Origin of the sequence: Pseudomonas sp. 58 R 3 (assembly GCF_900006605.1) — a bacterium.
Lineage (GTDB): Bacteria > Pseudomonadota > Gammaproteobacteria > Pseudomonadales > Pseudomonadaceae > Aquipseudomonas > Aquipseudomonas salomonii.
Window position 1 is genome coordinate 227,777 of record NZ_CVTT01000052.1, and the last position, 26,144, is coordinate 253,920.

A 26,144-nucleotide genomic window follows, 5' to 3' on the forward strand; every position below is an offset into this window, starting at 1 on the left:
ATAGCATCAACTCGGTGTACCTGACACACCGAGGTGTCTGCATCACAGGCAAGCCAGCTCCCACATTTTCCACCGAATTCGGCCTGAACTAATGTTCCAGCCGTTACATCCCTTACACCGCCCACCAGCGCGGCAACAACTGCCGCACACGGGCTTCGCCAAAGCGGTCATCGATCAACATCACCACGCCCCGATCCTGCTGGCTGCGGATTACCCTGCCTGCCGCCTGCACGACCTTTTGAATGCCGGGGTACAAATAGGTGTAGTCGTAACCCGCGCCGAAAATCGCGCCCATGCGCGCTTTCATCTGCTCGTTGACCGGGTTGAGCTGCGGCAAGCCCAGTGTGGCGATAAACGCGCCGATCAAGCGTGTGCCGGGCAAATCGATGCCTTCGCCAAACGCGCCGCCCAGCACCGCAAAGCCGATGCCCCGGCTGTGCTGGGTGAACTGGTCCAGAAACCCTTGGCGCTCGGCCTCGGCCATGCCGCGTGACTGCAACCACAGCGCAATCTGCGGGTGCCGCTCGGCCATCAACTGCGCCACCTGTTGCAGGTAATCAAAACTTGAGAAAAACGCCAGGTAGTTGCCCGGCTGCTTGGCAAACTGCTCGGCAATCAACTCGACAATCGGCGCCAGGGAGGCTTGGCGATGCACAAAACGCGTGGAGATGGCATCAATGATGCGCACCTGCAGTTGCTCGGCCTGGAACGGCGACTCCACATCGATCCACGCGGTATCCCCAGGCAAACCGAGCAAGTCGGCGTAATAGTGGCGTGGGCTTAAGGTCGCGGAGAACAGCACACTGCTGCGGGCGGCGGTCAACCTGGGGCGGATGAATTCGGCGGGCACCACATTGCGCAGGCACAGGGTCGAGGCGCTGTGCTTGCCGAACTGGCGCTTGCTGATATCAAAGATGAAGTGTTCATTGAACAGCTCCGCCACCTTGGCAAACTGCAGCGCCTCGAAATAGAAGGCTTGCAGGTCGCCGCTGAGGGCTTCGGGGTGGTCGTTGAAATAATCGCCCATGGCGCTGCTGCACAGGCTCAAGGCCTGGAGCCATTTGTCGGGTTTGCCGGCGTAAGCCTGGTACGGCGCGAGCTGGTCCTTGTTCACGGCGTTCCATTCGCGGTTCAGGCGCTGCAAAGGTTTTTTCAGCGGCTGCGGGGCGCTGTCGCGCAGGGTCTTGAGGCTGTACTGGTCGAGGCTGGCGCTGTACATCGAGCGGGCGCGCTCCACCAGGTTGTGGGCCTCGTCCACCAGCACGGCGGCGCGCCATTGGTTCAACTGGGCCAGGCCGAACAGCATGGCGCCGAAGTCAAAATAATAGTTGTAGTCGGCGACCACCAGGTCGGCCCAGCGTGCCATTTCCTGGCTCAGGTAATACGGGCACACCTCATGGGCCAATGCCACCTCGCGCAGGTTGCGCTGGTCCAGCAGGCGCACCTTGGACGCTGCCACGCGTGCCGCCGGCAAGCGATCATAAAAGCCCTTGGCCAACGGGCAGGAATCCCCATGGCAGGCTTTGTCCAGGTGCTCGCAGGCCTTGTCGCGCGCCACCAGTTCAAGCACGCGCAACGGCAAGTCGGGGCTGCTGGTGTAGAGCACGTGCGCGGCGTCGAGGGCCAGCTTGCGGCCGGGGGTCTTGGCGGTGAGGAAAAACACCTTGTCCAGCTGCTGCGGCGCCAACGCCTTGAGCATCGGAAAGATCGTGCCGACGGTCTTGCCAATCCCGGTAGGCGCCTGGGCCATCAGACAACGGCCGGTGCTGACGGCCTTGTAGACCGACTCGGCCAATGCACGCTGGCCGGTACGAAACGCGGCATGGGGAAACGCCAGGGCCTGGGCGGCATGGTTGCGCGCCTCGCGGTGCAACATTTCCTGGTGAGCCCAGCCGAGGAACAGCGCACATTGCCGGTTGAAGAACTGCTCAAGGTCGGCCGCTTGAAAACGCTGGTTCAGCAAGGTCTCGCCTTCGCCGACAATATCGAAGTACACCAGCGCCAGGTCGATCGCTTGCAGGCCGAGTTTGTGGCACATCAGCCAGCCGTACACCTTGACCTGTGCCCAATGCAATTGGCGGTGGTTGGCGGGCTGGGCATCGAGGTCGCCGCGATAGGTTTTGACCTCTTCCAGGCGATTGCTGTCCGGGTCGTAGCCGTCTGCCCTGCCCCGCACCTTGAGCTGCTGGTACTCGCCTTCCAGCGCCACTTCATTCTGGTAATGGGCGCTGCGGCGCGAGGCTACGGTGCGATGGCCGATGATGCCTTCCTGGGCGCTGGGCGACGGCGTAAAGCGCAGGTCCAGGTCGCCGACCTTGGCCGTGAACTCGCACAGCGCGCGCACCGCAACGTTGTAGCTCAAGCGGTTTGCGCCCAGCGCACATAACAGACGGTGACCGGCATCTGGTACTCGCCGCAGAACTCCAGCCAGCGCAGCTGGTTGTCCTGCAGGCGGTCGCCGGGGCCTTTGACTTCGATCATGCGGTAGCTCTTTTGCGCCGGCCAGAACTGGATCAGGTCCGGCATGCCGGCGCGGTTGGCGCGGATATCCAGCAGCAGGCGTTCAAACCAGTAACGCAGGTGTTCAGCCGGCAGGCAGGTCAGGGCCTGTTCCAGCAGCTCTTCGCTGAGCAGGTTCCAAAACACGAATGGCGACTGGATGCCCCATTTGTCGACGTAGCGCTGGCGGATGGTGGTTTTGTAACGCTCATCCGTGAGCTGTTCGAAGCAGGCGGCGAACAACGCTGCGCGACGTTGGTGAAAGTCCTCGCTGTGCAGGTCCACCGGCCCACGCTGGAACGGGTGAAAAAACGACCCCGGCAGCGGCGCGAAAATCGCCTCCCAGCACAACAGCCCGAACAGCGAATTGATCAACCCGTTTTCGACGTAATGCACCGGCGCATCGGGCTCACTCAAATGCGCCTGCACGCAGGATTCCACCGACATCAGCGGCGCCTGCACCAGCGCCAGGTCCAGGCGCGTGACCTCACGCGGCTTGACCTTGGGCAGCGCCGGCTCGCCGAGCTTGCGCCGCAGGCGTGGCAGCACGCGCAGCAGGTGTTGCTGTTCGGCAGCGCTTTGCGGTGCTTGCTGCGCCGCACACGCCAGGGCCATGGCTTGCGCGTAATCCTCCTGGCGTTCGAGCACGCGAATCAAGCGCGAGCGCGCGCCGGGATAGGCGCAATCACGGTAGATCTGCGCCGCCAATTCCAGCTCGGCACTGCGCTCGCAATATTGGCCGATCTGGAACAGCAATTTAGCCCGGCGCTTTTCCAGCCACGGGTTGTCGGTGGCCAGCCGCACGATCTGCGCCAGTACCTCGTCCAACGCCTGCCCGGCTTCGAAGGCTTGCTGGCATTGGTGCAGGAACAGAAAACCGTGCACATCGTCACGGCTACGCAAGCCACGGGACTCGGCGCAGAACTCGACTTTTTCGTAGGTGTAGATGCCCAGGTCCGCCAGCACGAACTCCGACCAGTCCTGGTGCAGGTTGCCGAAGAACATCAGCCGCAGGCGGTCGCACAGGTCCATCACGGTGAGGCTGTAGAGCGTGTCGCTCAGCTTGGGGCACCACTGGGCAAAGCTGCGTGACTCAGGGAACTGCGCCGCCAGCCCTTGCAGCCAGTCGGCCTTCTTGCCTTTGGGCTGGTCAATCCAGGGCGCGAAGGCGGCGAGGATTTCGCTTTTTTGCAGCAGCGCGAACAGCTCATCAACACTCACCGGGCTCAGGTTTTCGACCCAGCCCTGCTGCACCAGCGCCAGCGCCGCCGTGTGGGTGCAGCCGATTTCCAGGTAATTGAGCTTGCTCCCGCGAAAATGCACCCCTTTGCGCATCACCATGCGCACCAATAACGCCTGGGACGGCTGCGGCAACCTGTCAAATTGCTGAATAAACTGCATTTCGTCCGGGTCGAGCAAATCGGCATAACGCTGCCCCAGCCACAGCAGTACTTGGCGGAAGTTATGCAGGTAATACAAGGGGTCGTCGAGGGGGTTGGCCATGTCGCGCACTGATCAAATACTGGTTATGCATACAGAGTGCCGCCAGTGGCGGGCTGTTGCAATCAGTAATAGATAAATGGCCCACGCAACTTTTTGTATAAAAGTGATCAGATAGGACAGTTGATGGCGTAACATTTGTGGCCCGAAGCCTCAGGCGCGGGACTTTTCAGGGTTAAAGGTAAGGGTAATGAACATGAAGAATTTGGGTCTGCCGCTGGTTGCACTCACTTTTCTGCTGATGGCCGGTTGCTCCACGCAAACCGTAGTGACATTGCAAAATGGCACGCAGTATTTGACCAAGGACACCCCCAAGACCAAGACAGCCGATGGGTTCTATGAATTCACCGACATCGCCGGCAAGCACATCCGCATCAAGGCTGATGACGTAGCCACGGTACGCAGCGAAAAGTGAAAGCAAACGCCTGAACATGAAAAGCCCCGCCATGCGGGGCTTTTTCTTGCCTGCTTGATCGTTTCCACGCTGCGCGTGGGAATGCAGCCCAGGACGCTCCGCGTCCCAAGGCGTGACGCAGAGCGTCACAAGAGGCATTCCCACGCAGAGCGTGGGAACGATCAGTACGCGTGAGGCCTGCCGACCCCGTCGCAGCGCTGCGCCGCTGATCGATGAAGATTTATTTACCGAAGGATTTTCGCCAACCCGGCGTTTAACCGATAAGCCGCCTTCATCTTCGAAGGCGGTAGAACGGAGAAAGACGGCCATGGCACTCATGTCCCGTACGACACGCGCGCTGTTACTCATCCCCCTGAGCCTGGCGGCCCTAACCAGTGCACCGACGTTTGCCGACACCCTCATCATCCGTCAGCCGCCGCGGGTCATCGTGGTCGCTCCTCCGCCGCCGCCGGTTTATTACGGGCACTGGGGTTACGCCCCACGGCCTTACTACTATCCCCATCATGTTTACAGCTATGGCTACGGCTACCCCCACCGGCCGTATTGGGGCGGTGGCTGGCGGGGGCAACACTGGCATTGATCAGCCGATGCTGACGCCGTCCGCCCACAGGCCGCCGTGCCCGACGCCGACCAGGGTCACCGAGTCGGCGCCAAAGGTCAGCACCGTGTCGGCACCGACCACTTTGGCATGGTCGCGCAGGTCGTTGCTGCCTTCCACATTCTGGAACACCAGCTTGTCCGTGGTTTGGTAGCCGATCACCCGATCATTGCCAAAATGGCCGCTGAACAGGAAGGTGTTATGCCCACTGTTGTCGCGGATCGTGTCATTGCCTTGGCCGCCTTCGATAAAGTCTGCGCCTTTGCCGCCCTGGATCAGGTCATTGCCGTGGCTGCCGATGATGAAGGTATTGCCCTTGTGCGGTTCGGCATTGCGGTTGAGGTCCTGCACCCAGGTGGTGGCCCGCGCCGGGTCGGACAGGTTGGCGACAATCACCGTGGAGTCGCGGGTCATCTGGTCGTAGAAGCCGGACTCGAGAATGCGCGTCATGCCGTCGCCATAACCGGTGGGCAAATGCGAGACCCAGGTCGGCAGGTTGACGATGGAAAACGGCAGGATATTCCACAACGTCGACGCGTAGTGGTCGTTGAAGCTGACGATATTGTCGGTGGTCGACTCGTGGGGTTTGTCGTGCACGCCCAGGGACGACAAGTTGAAGGATGAGCCGTCAAGCGCGCGGAACACCGGGTCGTTTTCGTAGCCGATGTTCAGCACTTTATCGCCGGCGCTCTGGGTCGGTGAGGCATAGGCCACGTAGTTGGCGTCCTTGTAGAACCCCGACCATTTGTTGTTGCTTAAATCCGCCATGCTGTTGACGGCCAGCCCGCCCAGGCTGTGGCCGCTGACCACCACGTCCTTGCCGCTCAGGCCATGGGCACCGGCATAGTCGGCGACATTTTTGAGCAAGCCGCCAAAGGCTTCGCCCGCGTAGTTCTTGGCATAATCCTTGGGGCCAAAGGCCGCCAGCAGGTCGCTGATCACGTCGCCGATGGAGTCGGTGATCAGGCTTTCCCGTGGCCCTGAGGTGCCACGAAAGCCGATGCCGATTTCGAGCAGTTTGCCGGCGTCATCGTACTTGCCCAGCACCTCGACCTGGGCCGTGGTGTAGCCGGCCTTTTCGCCAAAGAAGGTGCCGCGCGCATCGACCTTGCCGCCATAGCCCAGGGCGCTGGCGCTGATGGGCGTCCAGCCGGCTTTTTGCACCGCCGCAAGCGCAGCTTTTTCCGAGTCGGGGTTCCAGGGAATGCCGGGAATCACACCTTGTGAATCCGTGCTGCCGAGCAGCGCCCCCACCAACGTGGCCGGCAAGCCAAGCCCCAGGCCATTGTGCTGGTAACCCACGGCAAAGCCGTTATCCAGGTTGTGGTAGGAATACAGCGTGATCGCCATGGCATCGGCGAACAGCGTTTTGGAGCCCTCGGTGCCGAGGTTTTTATAGTCAAAGATACCCATGGTAGTGCCTCTCTGTTGTTGGATTTGTAGAGAAAGCGAAAAACACGTGTGGCTATGGAGCAGCTCTATCTGATCTCCCGCGATCCAAATGTGGGAGCGGCGGTGCGACGATTCGACTTGCTCGCGAATGCGGTGGTTCAGCCAATGAATCGGTTAACTGATACACCGCTTTCGCGAGCAAGCCCGCTCCCACATAAATCCGGTCCTCACTTTAAGAAGTGTCGTCCCCCTTTAGAACGCCCAATCGAGGCTCAACCCCACCCCGTGGACCTTGTCCTTGCTGGCCAGCAGGCCGTTGTAATCAAAATTCACCCGCGCATCCTTGCTCAACGCCAGGCTGACCCGCGCACCGACCAATGCGGCATCACGCACCATCGGCGCACTTTCCACTGCGAACGCCGGGCCGCCCGAGGCAAACGCCAGGTGCCGCTCGGAATCGGTGCTGCTCAGGTTGTGCTGCCAGCCCAGGGTGCCGGACACGTCCAGTTGCTGGTGATCGTTCACGTTGAAGGTCTTCAAGGCGCGCACGCCCAGGGTGCTCAACACCACATCGCGCGTATCGTCGTGGCCTTTGAGCGCGGCGGCGTCACCCTTTTCGGTGAACCCATCAGTGTTCAGATGCACATAGGCCAGGTTGGCGAACGGCTCCAGGGCCAGCGGTTGCAGGTTGACGCGGTAGGCCGCTTCACCAAACACCTGGGTGCTGCTCGCATCGACTTTGACCTTCTGCTTGCCGGCCACGTCGCCGTATTGCAGGTCACGCTTTACATCGCCACGATGCCAGCTGTAGGTCGCCCCACCGCTCAGGCGCAAGGCGCCGATCTCATGCCCGGCATAGGCACCGAAGTGGTAGCTGTCGACCGAGGCACGGGAGTGGGTGTCGTTGCCCATGTTCAACGAGGTGTCGCTGTAGCCGGCAACCAAGCCGATACGCGTCGACTCATCCAGCGCGCCATCCACGCCGGCGAGCATGCCGCCAAGCGACGTGGTGTAGCCCGCGGTGTCACTGCGGCTGTCGGTTTTGCCCCATGCGCCCAAGGCCTTGACCCACACGTTGCCACGGCTGTCGAGGGTGTCGCTGCCGGCGCCCATCTCGCCATGGCGCAGGCGTTCGCCCACGGCTTCGCGCACGTAGCGGCTGTCGTTGATCAACGCACTTTGCAGCGCCGGGTAGATTTCGCCGGAGAGCTGCTGGAACGCGCCCTGGGCCGAGGCCGCATTCGGCGCCAGCAACAGGCTTTCATACACCGCATTGCCGGCGCCCAACTGGTCCGCCGCTGCTGCGACCGCACGCTGGTTCGGCGTGACCGCCACACTGGCGAAGCTGTTGGTGCGCGCCACGTCCAGCTGCACGCCGTTGGCGGCATAGTTGAGGGTGCCGCCGATAAACAGGTAGTTGGGCAGCACCGCGCCGAAGCTGCCGGTAATACCGCCTGCGGCTTGCAGGATGTTGTACTGGCGGCCGATCAGGCTTTGTGCCTGGGCGTTAGTCAGCAGTGTCGGGCTGTTTTCCAGGGCCAGGGTCACGGTGCCGCCATTGAGCGTGGCGGTGCCGCCGGCAACGATGCGGTCGCTGCTGGTGGGCGACAGCTCCACCGCGTAGGTCGAACCCGCGTCAAAGGTCACGTTGCCCGCCACATTCAAGGTGCCGATGGAGTTACCCGGCGCCACGGTGCCGCCGCTTTTGGCGGTCAACGAGCCGATACGGCCGGAGCCTGCGAGCACACCGGTCTGGCTGACGGTAACGTCGGACGTGACCGAACCATTAATCGCCAGCAAGCCCTGGTTGACCAGGGTCGGCCCGCTGTAGGTGTTGGTGCCGCTCAGCACCAGCGTACCGATGCCTTGCTTGGTCAGGCCGCCATGGCCGGAAATGGCATTGCTCCATACATCCAGGCCGCAATGCACGTCGGTGCACAGACGCTGGGTCGGTTTGCCGGCGTCCACCACGGCGCCGATGCCTGGCAAGTCGGCGACAAACTGCCTGCCGCCGTAGGCGCCGTCGATACGGAACTCAGCAGGAATATCCTCGGCGGTGACGAACATTGCTGGCCCGTTGACGGCTTTGCCCAGGTTGATCATGCCCCAGCCATACAACGCGTCGATGCCCGGCGCGCCAAGGTCGGTGGCGGTGGTTTTAAGCACCGTGGCGACCTGCTCGCCGCTCATATAGGGGAAGCGCTCCATCAGCACCGCCGCTGCGCCGGCCACATGGGGCGCCGCCATGGAGGTGCCGTTTTTGTTGGCCCAATCGCTGGTCAGGTTGCTCAGGTCGGTGCCGTTGATGATCGAACTGAAGATCTTGGTGCCGGGCGCCGACACACAAAAGCTTGCCGCATAACCGCAGCGCGACGAGAAGGTGCTGATCACGTACGGGTTGGCACTCGCGGTGTCCGGGTTTTGCTGCAAGGCCGCTACCGACAGCCAGTTCGGCGCGATCTCCGGCACAAAGTACGCCAGGCCCGACATCGCGTCCGGGTTGTTGCGGTTGTAGTCGTTACCGGCAGCAAAGATGGTCAGCACGCCGCTGCGGGCGGCATCGATTGCGCCTTGGTAGGCGCCGCCGGCGATAGTGCCGAGGATCGGCCGGATATTGTTGAACTGCGCCTGGGCTTCATTGACCGTGAAGTTGGGGAACGCCGGATCGCGGCCGCCCTTGGCGTATTGATCGCCAATGCCGATGCCCCAGCTGTTGTTGATGATGCGTGCGCCGCTGGCCACCAGCCCGTCCCAGCCGGCCTTGTACACCGCACCGTCGTTACCGAGGATGATCCCGTCTTCCGGGCCTGGGTCGCCGTTTTCGGCGCTGAGGATTTGCGCATTGAACGCCACGCCGTGCATCGGCCCGCCGTCACGGTTACCGGCGGCAATCCCGCCGACGTGGGTGCCGTGGTTACCCAGCTTGCCGTTGGAGTCCTTGGACGGCGTGCCGTCATAGCGGAACGCATCGCCGGCCTTCACCGGGATATACGGGTCGGTGTATTGGCGGATGCCTTCGGTGACAATCGTCACCACCTTGTTGGGGCTGGCGAATTCCGGGTGCTGCGCATACACCGGCTGGTCAAAGATGCCCAGTTTGACGCCTTTGCCGGTGTAGCCGGCGGCATACGCGGTGTCTGAATGGATGGCGCCCAGGCCCCAGTCGGCCTTGAACTCGTTGCTGCGCCAACTGGCGGCATCGCCCAGTTTGCCGGTTTCCACATAGGGTGCGGCCTGGGCGGTCCCCAGACTTGCCAGGCAGCACAGCAACGCGCCGTATGGCACGCAGCTCAAAGCCTTGAGCGGGTAGCTCGGGCCTGTGTGAGTGGCGATCATTAACCCTGGTTTGCGTTTGTTCACGGTGACCTTCCTTAGTTTTCTTATTGCACTTTTTTGGAAATCCAACCCGATCGTTCCCACGCTCCGCGTGGGAATGCAGCCCAGGACGCTCTGCGTCCAAAGCGTGACGCAGAGCGTCACACGAGGCATTCCCACGCGGAGCGTGGGAACGATCATCGCTGCGGTGTTTTTAGAACTGCCAGTTCAGGCTCAGCCCCACGCCTTGGGTTTTCGCGCTCCCGCCCAACTGGCCGTTGTAATCCAGGTTGACCCGCGTGGCCTTGCTCAGCGCCAGGCTGGCCTGCACACCGACCAGCGCGGCATCGCGCAGCAAGGGTGAACTGCGCACGGCAAAGGACGGCCCGCCGGCGACAAACGCCAAGTGTTCTTCGGATTCCACCGCCGTCAGGCTGTGCTGCCAGCCCAGCGAACCGGACAGCTCCAGCTGTTGATGGTCGTTCAGTGGCACGGTTTTCAAGGCCCGCACGCCGAGGGTGCTGAGCACCGCATCGCGCCGATCGCTGCCACGTTCAAGCGCCGCCGCAGCGCCTTTTTCATGAAAGGAATCACTGTCCAGGTGCACATAGGCCAGGTTGGCGAACGGCTCCAGCGCCAGCGGTTGCAGGTGAATGCGGTAGGCAGCTTCAGTGAACAACTGCGCCGTGCGCGCATCCAGCCTGGTCTTTTGCTTGCCGCTGACTTCGCCGTATTGCAGGTCACGCTTTACGTCGCCGCGGTGCCAGCTGTAGGCGCCGCCCACGCTGACGCGCCAGTCGCCCAGTTCACGCCCGGCGTAAGCACCCAAGTGGTAACTGTCGATAGACGCCGATGAATGGGTGCCACTGCCCATGTTCAGCGAGCTGTCGCTGTAGCCGGCCACCACACCCACGCGGGTCTGCTCGTCCAAAGCGCCGTCCACACCGGCGAGCAAACCGCCAATCGAGGTGGTCGAGCCTGCCGTTTCGCTGCGGCTGTCGGTCTTGCCCCAGGCGCCAAGCGCCTTGAGCCACAGGTTGCTTTCGCCGCTTACCGGCACATGGCGCAGGCGTTCGCCCACGGCATCGCGCAGTTGCAGGCTGTCGTTGATCAGCATCGCGCCAATCGCCGGGTAGATCTCACCCGACAGTTGCTGCAAACCCTGGCGGGCCGTGGCCACCGAGTCCGACTGCAACAGGCTTTCATACACCGGGTTGCCGGCGCCCAGTTGCTCGGCCGCCGTCGCGACATTGCGCTGGTTGCGCGTGGCGGCAACGCTGGCGAACGCAGCGTTGTTGCGCCCCACGTCCAACTGCACGCCGTTGGCGGCGTAATCGAGGCTGCCGCCGAGGAACAGGTAATTGGGCAGCACCTGGCCAAACTGGCCCTGAATGCCGCCCGCCGCCTGCAGGATGCTGTACTGGCGGCCGATCAGGCTTTGCACCTGGCTCTGGCTAAGCAGTGTCGGGCTGTTTTCCAGTGCCAGGGTCACGGTGCCGCCGCCCAGCACGGCTTTGCCGCCTGCGACGATGCGGTCGCTGCTAGTGGGCGTCAGTTCCACCGCATAGGTGGAGCCTGCGCCCAGGTTCACATCACCGGCCACCTGCAAGGTGCCCACGGAATTGCCCGGTGCCACGGTGCCGCCGCTGTTGACGTTCAAGGCGCCGATGCGCCCGGAACCGCCGAGGGTGCCACTGTTGTTGACCGTCACCGCTGAGGTCAGCGAACCATTGACCGCCAGCAGGCCGCCATTGACGCTGGTTGCACCGCGATACGTGCTGTCGCCGCTGAGCACCAGGCTGCCGGCGCCGGATTTGATCAGGCTGCCTTCATACACGCGGTTGGCCGCGGCCTGATCGCGGGCAGTGCCAACGGCGTAATCGGTCTGGTCCTGTTGGCTGGCATTCGCGCCCACGCCGTTCTGCCAGCCCTTGTCGATCAGGGTTTGCTGCCAAGCGCTGTGTTCGGCGCGGTCTTCGGCCTGGCGCTGGACCAACGCTTGGTCGGAGACGCCATTGCTCCATACATCACCCTGCCCGGCCGCCAAGTTGACGTTCATTGCGCCGAGCAATTGCCCCGGCCCGTGCATGGCCCGGCTGAGGTCCGGCACGCCCCAGCCGACGATGGTATTCGGTGCCTGAGTGACAGCGCCGTCGAGCTGCGTGGCGGTGGTCAACAGCACCTGCAACGCCTGCTCGTTGGTCATGTACGGGTAGCGCTCCATCACCAGCGCCAGCGCGCCGGTGGCATGGGGTGCCGACATCGAGGTGCCGGATTTGACCCCGTAACCGCCGTCGGGAATGGTGCTGTTGATCAGTGCGCCGGGCGTGGAAATGCACCAGTACTTGGCAATCCCGCACTTGTTGTATTTCTGGTTATTGGCCTTATCCAGGCCGGATACCGCCAGCCAGTGGCCTTCCAGTTCCGGCTGGAAATACGGCAAGGCCGAGCGCACGCTGGCATTTGCATACCCGCTGTTGCCGGCGCTGAACACATTGATCACGCCAGCCTTGGCCACATCCGCGGCGGCATCCAGCCAGGTGCCCCGGTTGTAATGTTGGGCATAGGCCGCATGCAGGTCGCCGAGGGTCTGGTAGCTGACATCCTTGGGCTGGCTGCCCCAGCTGTTGTTGATGGCGCGCACGCCGGAATCCACCAGCGCGGTGTACACCGCCTTGAAATACTTGGGGTCCGGGGTCGGGCCAAACAGGAAGCTGTCGTTGGCGTTGGTATTGCCCACGTAGATTTGCGCGTTGTACGCCACGCCGTGCATGCCCACGCCATCACGGGCCGCGCCCATGGTGCCGGTGACATGGGTGCCATGGGAATCGTTGTTGGGGTTGAGTGCGCCGGTGGTGCTGAACGCGCTGCCATCCACATACGTGCCGCTGGCGCTGACCGCGTGGTAGCGGTCTTTGGAGGCTTCGGGGTGGTTGGGGTCAAAACCCGAGTCCAGCGCGCCGACTTTGACCCCGTTGCCGGTAATGCCGGCTGCATAGGCTTCGTCGGCCTTCATGCGCCCCAGGCCCCAGTCACTCTGGAATTCGGCGGAGCGCCAACTGGCCGGGTTACCCGCTTGGCCGGTTTCGGTGTAGGCCGCCTGCGCCGCAACGGACAACAGGAGTAACGAGCCTGCGGTAAACGGTTTGAAACGTGGTGAATGGGTGATCATCTGACCCCTCCTTATTCTTCTTATGGATGCTCATTTCACCGGGCCGAAGGCCTCATCGACTTTCGCCAGGTCGGTGTCACGCAAGTTGCCCGCGTAGTAGTGCAATTTGGTCCAGGCCATCAGGTAGTCGTAACGCGCCTGGGCCAGGTCGCGACGGGTGCTGTACAGCTGCTGCTCGGCGTTCAGCGCGTCGAGGTTGACCCGCTCGCCGCCGAGGATGCTTTGCTTGGTCGACACCACCAGCGCCTCGGCCGAGGTCAGCGCCTTTTGGTACGCACGCAGTTTGCTCACGCCCGACAGGCACGCACTGAACTGGCGGCGCAGTTCGATCAGGGTTTCACGGGTTTTGCCTTCCAGCTCGTACTCGGCCTGTTCCATGCCACGGCTGGCCTGACGGGTGGAGGCAGAGATACCGCCACCGGCATACAACGGCAGGCTGACTTCGACGCCGATGGTGTTGGTGTCGTAGCGCTGGTTGTAGGTGTTGCCGCTGTCGGACTCCTGTTTGCGCGCGCTGGCATACGCGGTGATCTTGGGCAAATGCCCGGCGCGGTTGCGCTCCACTTCATAACGCGCAACTTCCACGGCCTGGCGTTGCGACGCCAGCGTGGGGTTATTGCTCAGCGCCAATTCATGCCAGGTGTCGTAGTTGGCCGGGGTCAGGGTGAAGGCGGCAAAGCTCTGGTTCAGCGGCGCCAGGTCGTGGATGTCGACGCTTTGCACGCCGATCAACGCCCCCAACTCGCGCAACGACGCGTCCTGCTCATCCAGCGCCTGGATCTCTTCGGCGGTGGCCAGCTCATAGCGCGACTCGGCTTCGAGAATATCGGTGCGCGTGCCTTCGCCCTGTTGGAACAGGTGCTGGTTCTGCTGGAACTGCTGCTCGTAGGCCTTTTTCTTGGCGCGCGCGATGTCGATCTGGTCCTGGGCAAACAGCGCCTGGGTGTAATAGCTCAGCACCCGCACCAGCAACGCCTGGCTCTTGTCGCGAAAGCTCTCATCGGCAAACAGCGCCTGGGCCACGCCCTTGCGGTAGTTGGCGTAGGCTTCGTAGTCGAACAAGGGTTGTTGCAGGCTGAAGGTCGAGCCGTAGCTGTTGTAGTTGCGGTCGTCGCGGTAACTGCCGCCGCGCCCGTCCGGCAGGTGCGCTTCGGAATTGTTGCGGCCCTTGTTGTAGTTGTACGACAGGCGCGGCAACAGCCCGGCACGGCCGATGGTGCGGTTTTCCAGGCCGGCGTCGCGCTCCTTGATGGCGCCGAGGAACACCGGATCGTTACGCAATGCCTGCTCGTACACATCAAACGGGCCCATGGCGGCGTGGGCACTGGTGCAGCTCAACAGTAAGGTGATGAACACAACGCGCATGCTCATTCCTCAGTCAACGCAGAACCGGCGCGATCGAGCAGCGGCTTGAACAGGTAATTGAGCAGCGAGCGTTCGCCGGTACGCACAAACATTTCGGCGGGCATGCCCGGCTTGATCACCAGGCCGTGGAGTTTTTCCAATGCCGCCTCGCTGACCGTGGTGCGCAGCACGTAGTAAGGCTGGCCGGTCTTTTCATCGAGCATCTGGTCGGCCGAGATCAGGCTGACTTCGCCCGGCACGCGCGGAGTACGGCTTTGGTTGAACGCAGTGAAGAGGATATCGACCGGCAGGTGGGTGCCTACTTTATCGACCAGATTCACCGGCAAGCGCCCTTCCACTTCCAGGCGCGTGCCCTGAGGCACGATCTCCAGCAGGGTTTCACCGGCGCGCACCACGGCGCCCTCGGTGTGCACACTGAGGTTGACCGCAATGCCATCGGCCGGCGCATTGATTTCGCTGTGCTGTAAATCAAAACCCGCCGAGGTCAGTTGCTGCTCCAGGGTCAGGCTGCGCAGTTGCGCGTCGGCCAACTGGCTGCGCACCTCTTTCTGATATTCCTCGCTGTGCTGCTGCAACTTGAGGCGCGACTCGAGAATGCCCTGCTCCACTCGGCCACTTTCGCCGCTGTTCTGGGCCAGATCCTGTTGCACCTGGGACAGTTGGCGCTGGTAGTCCAGCAAGCGGTTGCGCGGGATATAACCGTTGTCGGCCAGGGGTTGCAGGTTGGCCAATTGATCACGCAGCGATTGCGCCTGGGCGGACAGGTCGGTGCGCGCACGGCGCATGCCACTCAGTTGCGAGGTGGCGCCATCGATATTGGCGCGGATCCCGGCCTGCTCACGGGCAAAGGCTTCGCGGCGGCTGCTGAACAGCTGGCGCTGGCCTTCCAACACCAGGGCCAGGGCCGGGTCGGGGTTGGCGCTCAGCTCAGCAGGAAAGGTAATCGCGGCCTGGTTGTCACGCTCGCTCTGCCAGCGCGCGACGCTGGCCCAGGCCATGCGGTACTGGGCTTGCAGCGACTGCACGTCGGCCTGGTTCTGGGTCTGGTCGAGGCGAAACAGCGGCTGGCCCTGTTTGACCCGCTCGCCCTCCTTCACCAGGATGCGGCTGACCACGCCAGGGCTGAAGGTTTGCACGGCCTTGCGCTTGCCCGAGACCACCACCGTGCCTTGCACCGGGATGCCCTGGTCCAAGGGCGCGAGGCTGGCCCAGAGGAAAAACCCACCGGCGCCGACAACCGTCAGCCACCAGCCCATTTTCACGAAAAAACCGGCGTCGCGCTCTTTAAAACGGGGTTCAACAGTAAGGCTGCTCATGCGCCTGGATTCCTTCCGGTCTGGTACTGACGGCTAAGGCTCACACCGGCCTTTTCCCGTGGCGCTTCCTGCTGCTGGCCCGACAACGCGCGCAGCACTTCCTGGCTGGGCCCGAAGGCCTGCAATTGGCCTTCACTGAGCACCAGCAACTTGTCGGCCTGGGCCAACGCCGAGGAACGGTGGGTGACCAGCACCACGCTGCTGCCCTGGGCTTTCATTTGCACGATGGCGCTGGCCAAGGCGGCCTCGCCCACGGTGTCGAGGTTGGAGTTGGGTTCATCCAGCACGATCAAACGCGGCGCGCCGTACAGCGCACGCGCCAGCGCCACCCGCTGCTTCTGGCCACCGGAGAGGCCGCCGCCGTTGTCGCCCAGCACGGTGTCGTAGCCTTGGGGCAGACGCAGGATCAATTCATGCACTCCGGCTTGTTGCGCGGCTTTCACCACCCGCTCCGGGTCGGCGTCACAAAAGCGCGCAATGTTGTCGGCGATGCTGCCGCTGAACAGCTCGATGTCCTGGGGCAGGTAGCCGATATGCGGGCCGAGGTCGTCGCGGTTCCAGCGATGGATATCCGCGCCGTCCAGGCGCACGGTGCCGGCCAGGGTGGGCCACACGCCAACCAGCACGCGGGCCAGGGTCGACTTGCCCGAACCCGAGGCACCGAGCACGCCCAGCACTTCACCGGCGCCAAGGCTGAAACTGACTTGCTGCAACGTCGCCACACGCCGCCCCGGCGGACCAGCGCTGACCTGCTCAAAACTCACCTGGCCCTTGGGCGCCGGCAAGGTCATGGGCTCGGCTTCGGGTGGAAACTCACGCAGCAGGTCATCAAGGCGCTGGTAAGCCAGTTTGGCCGAACTCCACTGCTTCCAGACTGCAATGAGCTGGTCGATGGGGCTGAGCACGCGGCCCATCAGGATAGACCCGGCGATCATCATACCCGCCGTCATCTCGCCCTTGATCACCAGGAAAGCGCCCAGGCCGAGCACCAGGGATTGCAAACACAGGCGCAGGGATTTGCTCAGCGAGGTGATCACCGAACCGGTGTCGCTGGCCTTGTTCTGAAACCCGAGGAACTGCGAATGCACCGCGAACCAGCGTTTGCGCAACGCACCGAGCATGCCCATGGCCTGGATGGTCTCGGCGTTGTGCAGGTGGCTGGTGGCCAGCTGGGTCGACTGCTGGGAAAAAGCCCCCGCCTCGCCCAGGGGCTTTTTGGTCAGGTATTCATTCAGGCACGCCAGTGCGATCAGCAGCACAGCGCCTGCCGTGGCCAACACGCCCAGCCACACGTTGAAGAGGAAAATCACAAACAGGTAGATGGGAAACCACGGCGCATCGAAGAACGCAAACAGCGCAGGCCCGGTGATGAATTGGCGAATCACGGTCAAATCGCCCAGCGACTGCCCGGCATGCCCCTGGCCGCGTTGCAGGTTGCGTTCAAATGCGGCTTTGTACACGCGCAAGTTGAAGCGCCGTTCCAACTGGCTGCCGATGCGTATCACGACAAAACTGCGCAGCACTTCCAGGGTGCCGATAAAGACAAAGAAGCCCACGACCATCAGCGTCAACATCACCAGAGTGGTTTCATTCTGGGAGGACAACACACGGTCATACACTTGCAGCATGTAAATCGACGGCACCAGCATCAACAGGTTAATCAGGGCGGTAAAGCAGCCGATGCTGATTAAAATACTCTTGTATTCACCCAACGCCCTGAATAAGGGCGCAACCACATGGGACTTCGCCATAGTGTCTGATCTTCCCCAAAGCAAATGACGCGCAATAGTTGCCCCAGCCCTGAAGTGGGACGGCCAACTATTAATCTCTAGTTATAAGCTTATAACGTTTAATTAAGGTGTTCGCTGCAGCACAAGTTCCGTGATTGAAGCTGTATGCCCTTTGTATTCGCCGTCTTTTTCGCGGTTCAAATGAATAATCCCGCTGCCCTCGGTGTTAAACAGCCAGATACCGTCTGGGGTCGGCGACCAACTGATCGGTTTATCCCCCAGCCAACGTTCGGCGCAGGCGACATCACCGGCCAGGGCATTGGGCTGGTCCAACAGATCGAGTGCGCACACCTGATCCTGCTGCTTCAACTCCCAATGGCCGGCCAGTTGCGCGGTGGTGGGTAAAACAAGACTGCTCGCCATGACGTGGGCTCCTGCCGAAACGAACAACACCTGTGAAGCACAGGCGATCAAATGAGAAAAACGCGGCATCTGCTGCTCCATCCTGAGCGCGCGGCGCCGGGGCGCCGCGCGCTTTACATCAAGCTACGATGTCGCTGGCGACTGCCTGGCCGACGGTGGTGACGAGGAAATCCGCCACGCCGTGCCCGGAGAAGTCCACCGCCAAGGTGCCCAGGTTGGTACCCGAGGCATAGCTCAGTACAGCATCGCCGGCATGCCCGGTGAATGCATTGACGAAGCTCAAGCCTGCACCTTTGGTGATCCCGGACAGGTCGATCTTGTCCGAACCGGAGGTGAAGTCAAAGATCTTGTCCGCCGCACCCGGCTTGGAGTCGGAACTGGCACCGTACACGAAGGTGTCATTGCCGGCGCCGCCCCACAGTTGGTCCGCCCCGCCACCGCCGTAGATGATGTCGTTGCCGGCACCGCCCTTGATCACGTTGACCGCGTTGTTGCCGATGATCAAGTCATTGCCCGACCCGCCGAACGCGTTTTCGATGGTGACGCCCTTGGCGATGGACACGTTGCCCACCAGGCCGCCAACGTCGGAGAACGAGGCCTCATTGAGGTTGATCTTCTGGTTTTGGGTGAAACCGGAGAAGTCCAGGGTGTCGTTGCCGCCACCGTCCCATACCGAGAACACCAGCTTGTCGGCATTGGATGTGGCGCTGAGGAAGTCACGCCCGGTGTTGGAGTTGAAACCGTAGGTGGTGTCGCCGGCGCGGGTGGCGTAGTTGGCGCCATAGAGCTTCTGGATCGCGGCAATGTCGTCGATCAGCGGGCCGGACGAATAGGCTTCGACCCCGCCTTTACTGAAGTTCTGGTTGGTGTTGCTCTCGCTCCAGTAACTCATGACGCTGTAGCCACGCGTGTCCTGTCCATAGTCCGCGTCTTTGTAGGAAGGGTTGCCGGTCCCGGCGTTGTAGTCGCCAGGGTGATCCAGGCCCAGGGTGTGGCCGATTTCATGGGTCAGGGTCTGCCGGCCATAGTTGTTCAGGTCCGGCGTCTTGTTCGGCGTGTAGCTGTTGTTGGTCAGGTACCAGGAGGTACCGTCCAGCCCGCTCTCGTTGTACTTGGCATTGGTGCCAGGCAGGTAAGCAAAGGCCGCTGCGCCGTCCTGGCCGCTGCTGTAGTTGCCGAAGGTCATGTGGAAGTCACCGCCCGAGGCTTTCTCGGTGAAGGTGACCTTGGCCACATCCGCCCAGGATTGCATGGCCAGTACGGCCTGTGCTTTTTGCTGGGTGTTGAACTGGCTGAACCCGGAGATGCCATGTTTATTCATGGTGGCCGAGGAAGCCGAGGTCAGAAAGGTGTAGGTGAGATCGATCTTGCCGTTGCCATCAATGTCCCGATACGCAGCGTTCTCGCGCAGCAGGTGGTCGGCGGCCTGGTCCACGGTGAACGAGGGCTTGCCGTTGACCGTGAGGTTACCGCCACGGTCATACAGATGGCTGAAGCTATCGATTTGCGAGTAAGCAGTGCTGGCTTGCGCGGCAGATACAATAGCTTTGTCTTTTACTTTTGACATAAACGTACTTCCTTGTTTGCAAGTGCATCAGTCTTTGTTCGACAGGAACCTCGCGGGCGAGGATCGTCCTATCACTCGCCTCTTTTGAAGGCGTATCGAAACTGACACAACTTGAAATCTTTCGTCTACACATATTTCAGCAACAAAAATGTGACGTGGATTCAACTTGAGGAAGTCGCACACAGCGTTTATTGGGGGGCATTGCGCTTGCGTCGCAAATCGCCGCCCAGTGTTATTTAAATATTAAATAGCGGTAAAGCCGCTCTTGATGAGCAACGCTCTCGAATAATGGATCCAATATATTGACACGGTGTCATAGTTCAATATTAAAGAGCCACTACCAGCACTAATAAAGTGCATGTCCCCCATTACCGGGCCAGACTCCAACCACACTTGTTTAACGCGCCGATTAATACTTCGTCGGCAAGTCCGGGCACCGTGACGCCGTCTTCAGTGGTCATGTCTTCGCCCGCCAGGATCGCGTTGATGATCGCCTCCTCCACCGCCTCTGCGGCGGCACTGAACAACGGCGAAATGTGGTCGTTGTTGACCATGCGCAACCCGCTGCTGAGTGCCAGGTCCTTGCGCCCGTAGTCTGCCGGTGGCAGCCCGTGATTGCCGGTGGCGAAGGCCAGGAACAGGTCGCCACTGGAATCCTCGGTGCCGCCGCCGGTGCGTGCGATACCGATGGACGCGCGTTGTGCCAGGCGCTGGCATTGATGGGGCAACAACGGCGCATCGGTGGCGATGATGACTACGATCGAACCCATGCCCGGCGTGCCCCGCTCGGCGAACGGCGAGGGTATGTCCATCAACTGGCGCCCCACCGGGTAGCCATCCACGCGTAACTCCTGGCGCTTGCCATGGTTGGCCTGCACCAGCACGCCGACGGTCCAGCCGCCCTGCTCCTGCGGCACACGCCGGGAGGCGGTGCCGATACCGCCCTTGAACTCATGGCAGATCATGCCGGTGCCGCCGCCGACGGCGCCCTCTTGCACCGGGCCGCCCTCGGCCGCCTCCAGCGCCTGGCGCACATGTTCTGGTTTGACGTGCTGGCCCCAGATATCGTTGAGCAGGCCGTCGTAGGTTTCCATCACCACCGGCATGCACCAGTACACCGCCGGGTCCGCCAGGCGCTCGCGCTCCAGGGCGATCAGGCTGTCGCGCACAATCCCGATGCTGTGGGTGTTGGTGATGGCGATCGGCGTGGTCAGCAGCCCCGCTTCGCTGATCCACTCAAGGCCGGTGGCGTCGCCGTTGCCGTTGAGCACGTGGTAGCCGGCGAAACACGGTTGCCGGCGTGCCTCCCCGGCGCGCGGCTGGATCACGCTGACGCCGGTGCGCACCTGTTTGCCGTCGACACTCGCCTTGAGCGTGGCGTGGCCCACGCGGACGCCGGGAACATCGGTGATGGCATTCAATTCGCCGGGCGTGCCCAGCCCCAACGTAATGCCCAATTGACGTGCACGCATACCCACTCCTTACAATTTCTGAAACGCCGGACTCGTCCGGCCACTGATGCAATACAAAATCACCGACAAGGCCAGCAAGCCGATGATGATCATGATGTCGCGTACCGACGCCGCCGCGATCAGGGTCACCAGCAGGTAACCGGCGCCCAGCACGGCCAGCACTGCCGGCAGCGGCCATAACGGCATGCGATACGGATGCTCGCGATCACGCAGCAGCACCCGGCTCATCAGCGCGCTCAACGCCACCACCAGGTACACCAGGATGATCAGCAATACACTGAAGGACGTCAGGTCCGCCAGGTTCGAGCTGAAACTCAGCAGCGCCGAAGGGATGGCCAGAAACAATGTCGCCAGCCATGGAGAATCCCAGCGCGGGTGGATACGTGTAAACAGCGCGTTGATACGCGGCGTCCACAGGGCATCACGGCCGCTGCTGAACACCACCCGGCCAATCTGGATGACGATGGCGACAATCGCGTTGAACACCGACAGGAAGATCCCGGCGCTGACCAGGCGTGACAGGGTTTCATTGCCGTGGCTGCTCAGCAGATAGCCGATCGGGTCGGGGCTGCTGATCATCTCGCTCAGCGACGGCGCGCCGATCAACAGCGCCGTGATCGGCACCAGTTCGATCACCACCACCAGCCCCAGCGACCACAGCACAGCCTTGTGCACGCCTTTGCCACCGCACTTCATGTCTTCGGCCAGCAATACCGCCGGACCATACCCATTAAACGAGAACAGGCCGATGCCCACGGCGCCGATCACCAACGCCCAGGGCGCCAGGTGCAACACGCCGTTTTCGACGATCTGCGGCTGGAACAGCACGCTGGCCGGTTGTACCGGGTTGCCAAAGCCGATAACAACGATCACCAGCAACGCCGCTACTTCCAGCAGCAGGCACGTGCCGGTGATCCAGGCATTGAGCTTGATATTGAGGATACCCAGGGCGTAGCTGCACACCACGATGACCAGGGCCACGGTTTGCGAGTCGAATTTAGTGCCCAGGGCGTTATTCAGGTACGTCGCTGCACCGGTGGCCAAGACCGGCGGGATAAACAACAGCATCACCAGCACGGTCAGAAACGTCGCATAACCGGCCATGCCACCAAACACCCGTTTGGCATACACGTATTCACCACCGGCGCTGTTATGGGCGCGACCGAGTTCGGCGTAACAGAAGGCGAACATCAGCGCGAGCAAGGCCGCCATCACAAACGCCAGGAACACACCACTGCCCGCCTGCTGGATGGCAAAGGGTGCAATCACGAATACCGAGCTGGCCGGCGTGACCGCCGAAACCGTAATGGCCACCACATCGAACACACTCAGGGTTGGCCTGAGCACGCCGTCTGGCGCGAGGGAAGCACTCATATCGTTATCCTCTATCGTTGTTTTTGGTAGGAGGCAGAAACGAAAAAAGTCAGGCGCTTGCGAGATATGTTTCTCGCTGGATGACAGAAAAGTAAACGCTGTGTTTATGCAGGCCAATTCCCCTATTGGCGTACTCCCCTTGACGATACGCGGCAAAAGCCGAACCCTTGGCCGATCTATTGAGGGCTGGAGCCGTGTTTATGAGCCTGTTCAGAGAGGTCGGCATGCATGCTGGCCTGGGCCGTACCGTTGCACACCTGGGCAGCGAGCGCTTCTGGAAACAGCTGGTGCTGTTGCTGCACCAATGCCTGCCGTTCGATAACGCCCTGGCGATTTTTTATCCCCTCGATGGCCCGCCCGTGGCCCTGGAAGAATTCGACGCCCAGCCCACCAGCAAACCGGCCTCGATGCTGGTGTACCTCAATGGCCTGTACCTGATCGACCCGTTTTACCAGGCTTACCGCGAAGGTTATGCCAGCGGCGTGTATCGCCTGGAGGAAGTGGCACCGGACCATTTTCGCCAGAGTGAATACTTCCTCAACTACTTCCACGACAACGTGCTGGAAGACGAGGTGCAATTCATTCTGCAATTGCCGGGTACGGGGACGCTGTCGTTATCGCTGGGCATGCAGCGGCGCTTCAACTTTGAAGAAACCGGGTTGATGACCACCCTGGCGGCCTGGGTGCTGCCGCTGATGCAGCAGCACTGGCAGCAAAGCACCCGGCGTGCACCGGCGATGGACACGCAGATTCGCGACGCGTTGAGCCACTTTGGCAGTGGGGTGCTGTCGGAGCGTGAGCTGGAAGTGGCGCGCCTGGTATTGCGTGGGTTCTCGTCCAAGGCCATGGCCGAGCGTTTGAAGATCTCGCCGGACACCGTGAAGGTGCACCGGCGGCACCTGTACGCAAAGCTGGATATTTCGTCACAGCCGGAACTGTTTTCGTTGTTTATCCAGTCGTTGGGGCATGATTTGGAAAATCCCTGAAAACCGGGACGCGGAGCGTCCCTGGCTGCATTCCCACGCAGAGCGTGGGAACGATCAAAGCCTGCTCCCACAGGGGGCTCGGTGTAACGCCTAGCGCCCGGTACGAATGGTGTTCCACACCCGCGTACGAATCCGGTCGATGTTCAGCGGCATTGCTTCCAGTGCAAACAACTTGCCCATCATTTCCGGGCTCGGGTACACCTTGGTGTCGGCCTTGATCGCAGGGTCTACCAGGCTGTCAGCCGCCGCGTTGCCGTTGGCGTAGTGCACATAGTTGGTGATGCTGGCCATCACTTCCGGGCGCAGCAGGTAGTTCATGAACGCGTAACCGCCTTTTTCGTCCGGGGCATCGGCGGGCATGGCGACCATGTCGAACCAGATGGCGGCGCCTTCCTTGGGAATGTTGTAGCCGATGTTCACGCCGTTTTTGGCTTCCTTGGCGCGGCTTTCGGCCTGCAGGATGTCGCCGGAGAAGCCGACGGCCACGCAAATGTCGCCATTGGCCAGGTCAGCGGTGTATTTCGAGGAATGGAAGTAGGCTACATACGGACGCACTTTCATCAGCAGCCCTTCAGCCTTTTTGTAGTCCTCGGCCTTCTTGCTGTGGGGCGGCAGGCCCAGGTAATTAAGCGCCGCCGGCAGCAGTTCCGGGCCGTTATCGAGAATCGCCACGCCGCATTTTTGCAGCTTGGCCATGTTCTCGGGTTTGAAGATCAGGTCCCAGGAATCCACGGGCGCGTTATCGCCGAGCACTGCCTTGACCTTGTCGATGTTGTAGCCGATGCCGGTGCTGCCCCACAGGTAGGGGAAACCATGCTCATTGCCCGGGTCGTTGTTTTGCAGGGCCTTAAGCAGCACCGGGTTGAGGTTTTTCCAGTTCGGCAGCTGGCTCTTGTCGAGCTTTTTGAGGGCGCCGCCCTGAATCTGCCGGGCCATGAAGTGGTTGGAGGGGAACACCACGTCATAGCCGGATTTGCCGGTCATCAACTTGCCGTCAAGGGTTTCGTTGCTGTCGTATACGTCGTAGGTGAAACCGATGCCGGTTTCTTTCTGGAAGTTTTTGGTGGTGTCCGGCGCGATGTAGTCCGACCAGTTGTAGATCTTGACCGTCTCGGCGGCCTGGCTGATAGCGGCCACCCACATCAAGGGCAACAGGGCAATGGCTTTCATGGTTCGATTTCCTGGCGGTTTTAGGGCTGTTTTTATGGCAGGCGATCAAGGATCAAAGCGTTACAGGATCAATACGTAGGTCTTGCGCACGGTCTCGTGGATGTCCCAGATGCCGGTGCTGTTGGCCGGCAACATCAGTGCATCGCCGGCTTGTAGGTGAACGACTTCGCCGTTGTCCGGCGTGAAGGTGCAGCGGCCCTGGATGAAGTGGCAAAACTCCTGGGATGTGATCTGCCGACGCCAGCGGCCTGGCGTGCATTGCCAGATGCCGGTTTCGACGCCATCGTTGCGCTCAACACTTAAGGTCGAGGCCACGGCGATGGGCTCGCCCAAGGGCACGGCTACCGGTGACGAGTCCGGCAGATGGGCGTTCAGCGCGTCTTTGAAGTGAGTGATGCTCATGGGTTTTCCCGTGTGAGTGAAACATCTCAGTGCATGAAACCTTCCATGAACCCGGCCACGCCGGTCGCCAATTTGCGCCGCCAGGGCGCGCTGTTGGGGTTGGCCAACACTTGGTCTTCATGGACAAAACTGCGAATGATCGCGTTGTAACCCAGCCAGCGGCAGGGCTCGGGCTCCCAGGCCTTGAGCGCGTCCAGGCCACGCTCGCGAATCACCCAGGGCTGGGTGGTCAGCGGCGTATCGAGGCCCAGAATCATGTCGGCGAGCGTACGACCACCGAGGTTGGTGGCGCCGACGCCCTCCCCGCCATAACCGCCGGACAGCGCGATGCCGGTGATGTGATCGCAGAGCATGTGCGGTCGGAAGTTGCGCGACATGCCGAGGTTGCCGCCCCAGGAGTGGGTAATCTTGACGTGTTTGAGCTGCGGAAAGAGTTCGCTGAACAGGTAGCGACGCAGCGCCACTTCGTCGGTGCTCAGGTCGAAGTCATGGCGCAACTTGCCGGCAAACTGATAGCCGCCACGGGCGCCGAATATCAGGCGGTCATCCGCCGAACGCTGGCCGTAGGTGACCTGGCGACTGCTTTCGCCAAAGGCCTGGCCCCGGTTCAAGCCAATCTCATCCCAGGTGCTGGCCGGTAACGGTTCGGTGGCGACCATCAGGCTTTGCACCGGTAATTGATAGCGCCCCAACGGCGGCAACGTGGTGGCGTAACCTTCGACCGCCGGCACCACCCACGCGGCGCGCACGCTGGCGTTGGCCGTGCGCACGCTGCCGGACTGCCAATGGGTGACGGGGCTGTTCTCATAGATTGTCACGCCCATGCTCTCCACCACCCGCGCCAGGCCGCGCACCAGTTTGGCCGGGTTGATGGTCGCGACATGGGGCGCATAGATGCCGCCATACGGCCTGGCGATGCGGATCTGCTCGGCCAGCTGTTGCGGGCTCAGCCAGCGGTAATCCGCTTCGGTGAGGCCCTGGGCGTGGAGCGTGTCCAGGTAACGGCGCAGGCTGCCTTCCTGCTCGGGGTAGCGCGCCGCACAGTACAGCACACCGCCCTTGCGGTAGTCGCAGTCGATGCTTTCACGGGCCAGTACTTGGGCAACTTCGTCGGGGATGCCATGCAGCAGGTCAAACGAGGCGCGCCGTTGTGGCGGTGACAGGCCGGCCAGCAGGCGATCTTCGCCCAACAGGTTGCCCATCAGCCAGCCGCCATTGCGGCCCGAAGCACCGAAACCTGCGGTCTGCGCTTCGATAATCGCGATCTTCAGCTCCGGGGCCTGGCGCTTGAGGTAGTAGGCGGTCCACAGCCCGGTGTAGCCGGCGCCGATAATCGCCACATTGACGTCCAGGTCATGCGCCAGGGACGGCCGCGCCACCAGCGGGTCGTCCAACTGGTCCATCCATAAACTGATGTTGCGCCATGCCGGCATGCCAAGCTCCCCAAC

18 protein-coding genes are annotated in these 26,144 nt (G+C 61.9%); 3 read left to right on the forward strand and 15 right to left on the reverse strand.

The genetic code is table 11. The features are described 5' to 3' along the window. Positions 1 to 112: 112 nt before the first annotated feature. Together BFP92_RS14910 and BFP92_RS14915 are read right to left on the reverse strand one after the other, a co-directional pair. Entirely contained in the window at positions 113 to 2,362 is a 2,250-nt protein-coding gene (locus BFP92_RS14910; RefSeq protein WP_065930087.1) for an ATP-dependent DNA helicase, read from the reverse strand. After that, positions 2,359 to 4,002: a VRR-NUC domain-containing protein gene (locus BFP92_RS14915; protein ID WP_065930088.1), complete on the reverse strand. Its 1,644-nt coding sequence runs from the start codon at positions 4,000 to 4,002 to the stop codon at positions 2,359 to 2,361. The genes BFP92_RS14910 and BFP92_RS14915 overlap by 4 nt, the downstream gene beginning before the upstream one ends. Positions 4,003 to 4,189: 187 nt before the next feature. Between BFP92_RS14915 and BFP92_RS14920 the strand changes: the two genes are divergently transcribed. Together BFP92_RS14920 and BFP92_RS30450 are read left to right on the forward strand one after the other, a co-directional pair. Continuing rightward, a complete protein-coding gene (locus tag BFP92_RS14920; RefSeq protein WP_017135598.1) occupies positions 4,190 to 4,414 on the forward strand; it encodes a YgdI/YgdR family lipoprotein in 225 nt (74 codons plus the stop codon). A 316-nt stretch (positions 4,415 to 4,730) separates the two neighbouring features. Further along, positions 4,731 to 4,994: a hypothetical protein gene (locus tag BFP92_RS30450; protein ID WP_239694269.1), complete on the forward strand. Its 264-nt coding sequence runs from the start codon at positions 4,731 to 4,733 to the stop codon at positions 4,992 to 4,994. On the opposite strand, the gene BFP92_RS14925 is transcribed toward BFP92_RS30450, so the two are convergent. From BFP92_RS14925 to BFP92_RS14970, 10 genes are all read right to left on the reverse strand, one after another. After that, the gene (locus BFP92_RS14925; protein WP_065930089.1) at positions 4,995 to 6,425 is read right to left on the reverse strand and encodes a polyurethane esterase; all 1,431 of its coding nucleotides are present in this window, start codon (positions 6,423 to 6,425) and stop codon (positions 4,995 to 4,997) included. It abuts the gene before it with no gap. Between the two features lie 231 nt (positions 6,426 to 6,656). Further along, positions 6,657 to 9,764, reverse strand: a complete 3,108-nt coding sequence (locus BFP92_RS14930; protein WP_065930090.1) for an autotransporter outer membrane beta-barrel domain-containing protein — start codon at positions 9,762 to 9,764, stop codon at positions 6,657 to 6,659. Positions 9,765 to 9,933: 169 nt separating this feature from the next. Beyond that, a complete protein-coding gene (locus BFP92_RS14935; RefSeq protein ID WP_065930091.1) occupies positions 9,934 to 12,891 on the reverse strand; it encodes an autotransporter serine peptidase EprS in 2,958 nt (985 codons plus the stop codon). 30 nt (positions 12,892 to 12,921) lie between these two features. Then, positions 12,922 to 14,256: a TolC family outer membrane protein gene (locus tag BFP92_RS14940; RefSeq protein WP_065930092.1), complete on the reverse strand. Its 1,335-nt coding sequence runs from the start codon at positions 14,254 to 14,256 to the stop codon at positions 12,922 to 12,924. A gap of 2 nt (positions 14,257 to 14,258) precedes the next feature. After that, on the reverse strand, positions 14,259 to 15,572 hold the full coding sequence (locus tag BFP92_RS14945) for an HlyD family type I secretion periplasmic adaptor subunit (RefSeq protein ID WP_065930093.1): 1,314 nt from the start codon (positions 15,570 to 15,572) through the stop codon (positions 14,259 to 14,261). Further along, complete coding sequence (locus BFP92_RS14950; RefSeq protein ID WP_065930094.1) at positions 15,569 to 17,323, reverse strand: type I secretion system permease/ATPase; 1,755 nt, start codon at positions 17,321 to 17,323, stop codon at positions 15,569 to 15,571. The genes BFP92_RS14945 and BFP92_RS14950 overlap by 4 nt, the downstream gene beginning before the upstream one ends. 102 nt (positions 17,324 to 17,425) lie before the next feature. After that, positions 17,426 to 17,794, reverse strand: coding sequence for a protease inhibitor Inh/omp19 family protein (locus BFP92_RS14955; protein ID WP_065930095.1), 369 nt, complete (start codon positions 17,792 to 17,794; stop codon positions 17,426 to 17,428). A gap of 49 nt (positions 17,795 to 17,843) precedes the next feature. Then, on the reverse strand, positions 17,844 to 19,292 hold the full coding sequence (locus tag BFP92_RS14960; protein ID WP_058420241.1) for a serralysin family metalloprotease: 1,449 nt from the start codon (positions 19,290 to 19,292) through the stop codon (positions 17,844 to 17,846). Positions 19,293 to 19,660: 368 nt separating this feature from the next. Further along, positions 19,661 to 20,764: a DmpA family aminopeptidase gene (locus BFP92_RS14965; RefSeq protein ID WP_065930096.1), complete on the reverse strand. Its 1,104-nt coding sequence runs from the start codon at positions 20,762 to 20,764 to the stop codon at positions 19,661 to 19,663. A 9-nt stretch (positions 20,765 to 20,773) separates the two neighbouring features. Then, positions 20,774 to 22,138 (reverse strand): APC family permease, encoded by a 1,365-nt coding sequence (locus BFP92_RS14970; protein WP_065930097.1) that lies wholly within the window; start codon positions 22,136 to 22,138, stop codon positions 20,774 to 20,776. A 200-nt stretch (positions 22,139 to 22,338) separates the two neighbouring features. On the opposite strand from BFP92_RS14970, the gene BFP92_RS14975 reads away from it, so the two are divergent. After that, entirely contained in the window at positions 22,339 to 23,124 is a 786-nt protein-coding gene (locus BFP92_RS14975; RefSeq protein ID WP_065930098.1) for a helix-turn-helix transcriptional regulator, read from the forward strand. A 90-nt stretch (positions 23,125 to 23,214) separates the two neighbouring features. Here the strand turns inward: BFP92_RS14975 and BFP92_RS14980 are convergent, their stop codons facing one another. The 3 genes from BFP92_RS14980 to BFP92_RS14990 are packed head-to-tail and all read right to left on the reverse strand — an operon-like array spanning position 23,215 to position 26,129. After that, positions 23,215 to 24,294, reverse strand: a complete 1,080-nt coding sequence (locus BFP92_RS14980) for a polyamine ABC transporter substrate-binding protein (protein WP_065930099.1) — start codon at positions 24,292 to 24,294, stop codon at positions 23,215 to 23,217. Between the two features lie 60 nt (positions 24,295 to 24,354). Next, positions 24,355 to 24,696, reverse strand: a complete 342-nt coding sequence (locus BFP92_RS14985; RefSeq protein ID WP_065930100.1) for a cupin domain-containing protein — start codon at positions 24,694 to 24,696, stop codon at positions 24,355 to 24,357. Positions 24,697 to 24,722: 26 nt separating this feature from the next. Further along, the gene (locus BFP92_RS14990; RefSeq protein ID WP_065930101.1) at positions 24,723 to 26,129 is read right to left on the reverse strand and encodes an NAD(P)/FAD-dependent oxidoreductase; all 1,407 of its coding nucleotides are present in this window, start codon (positions 26,127 to 26,129) and stop codon (positions 24,723 to 24,725) included. Between the last annotated feature and the right edge of the window lie 15 nt (positions 26,130 to 26,144).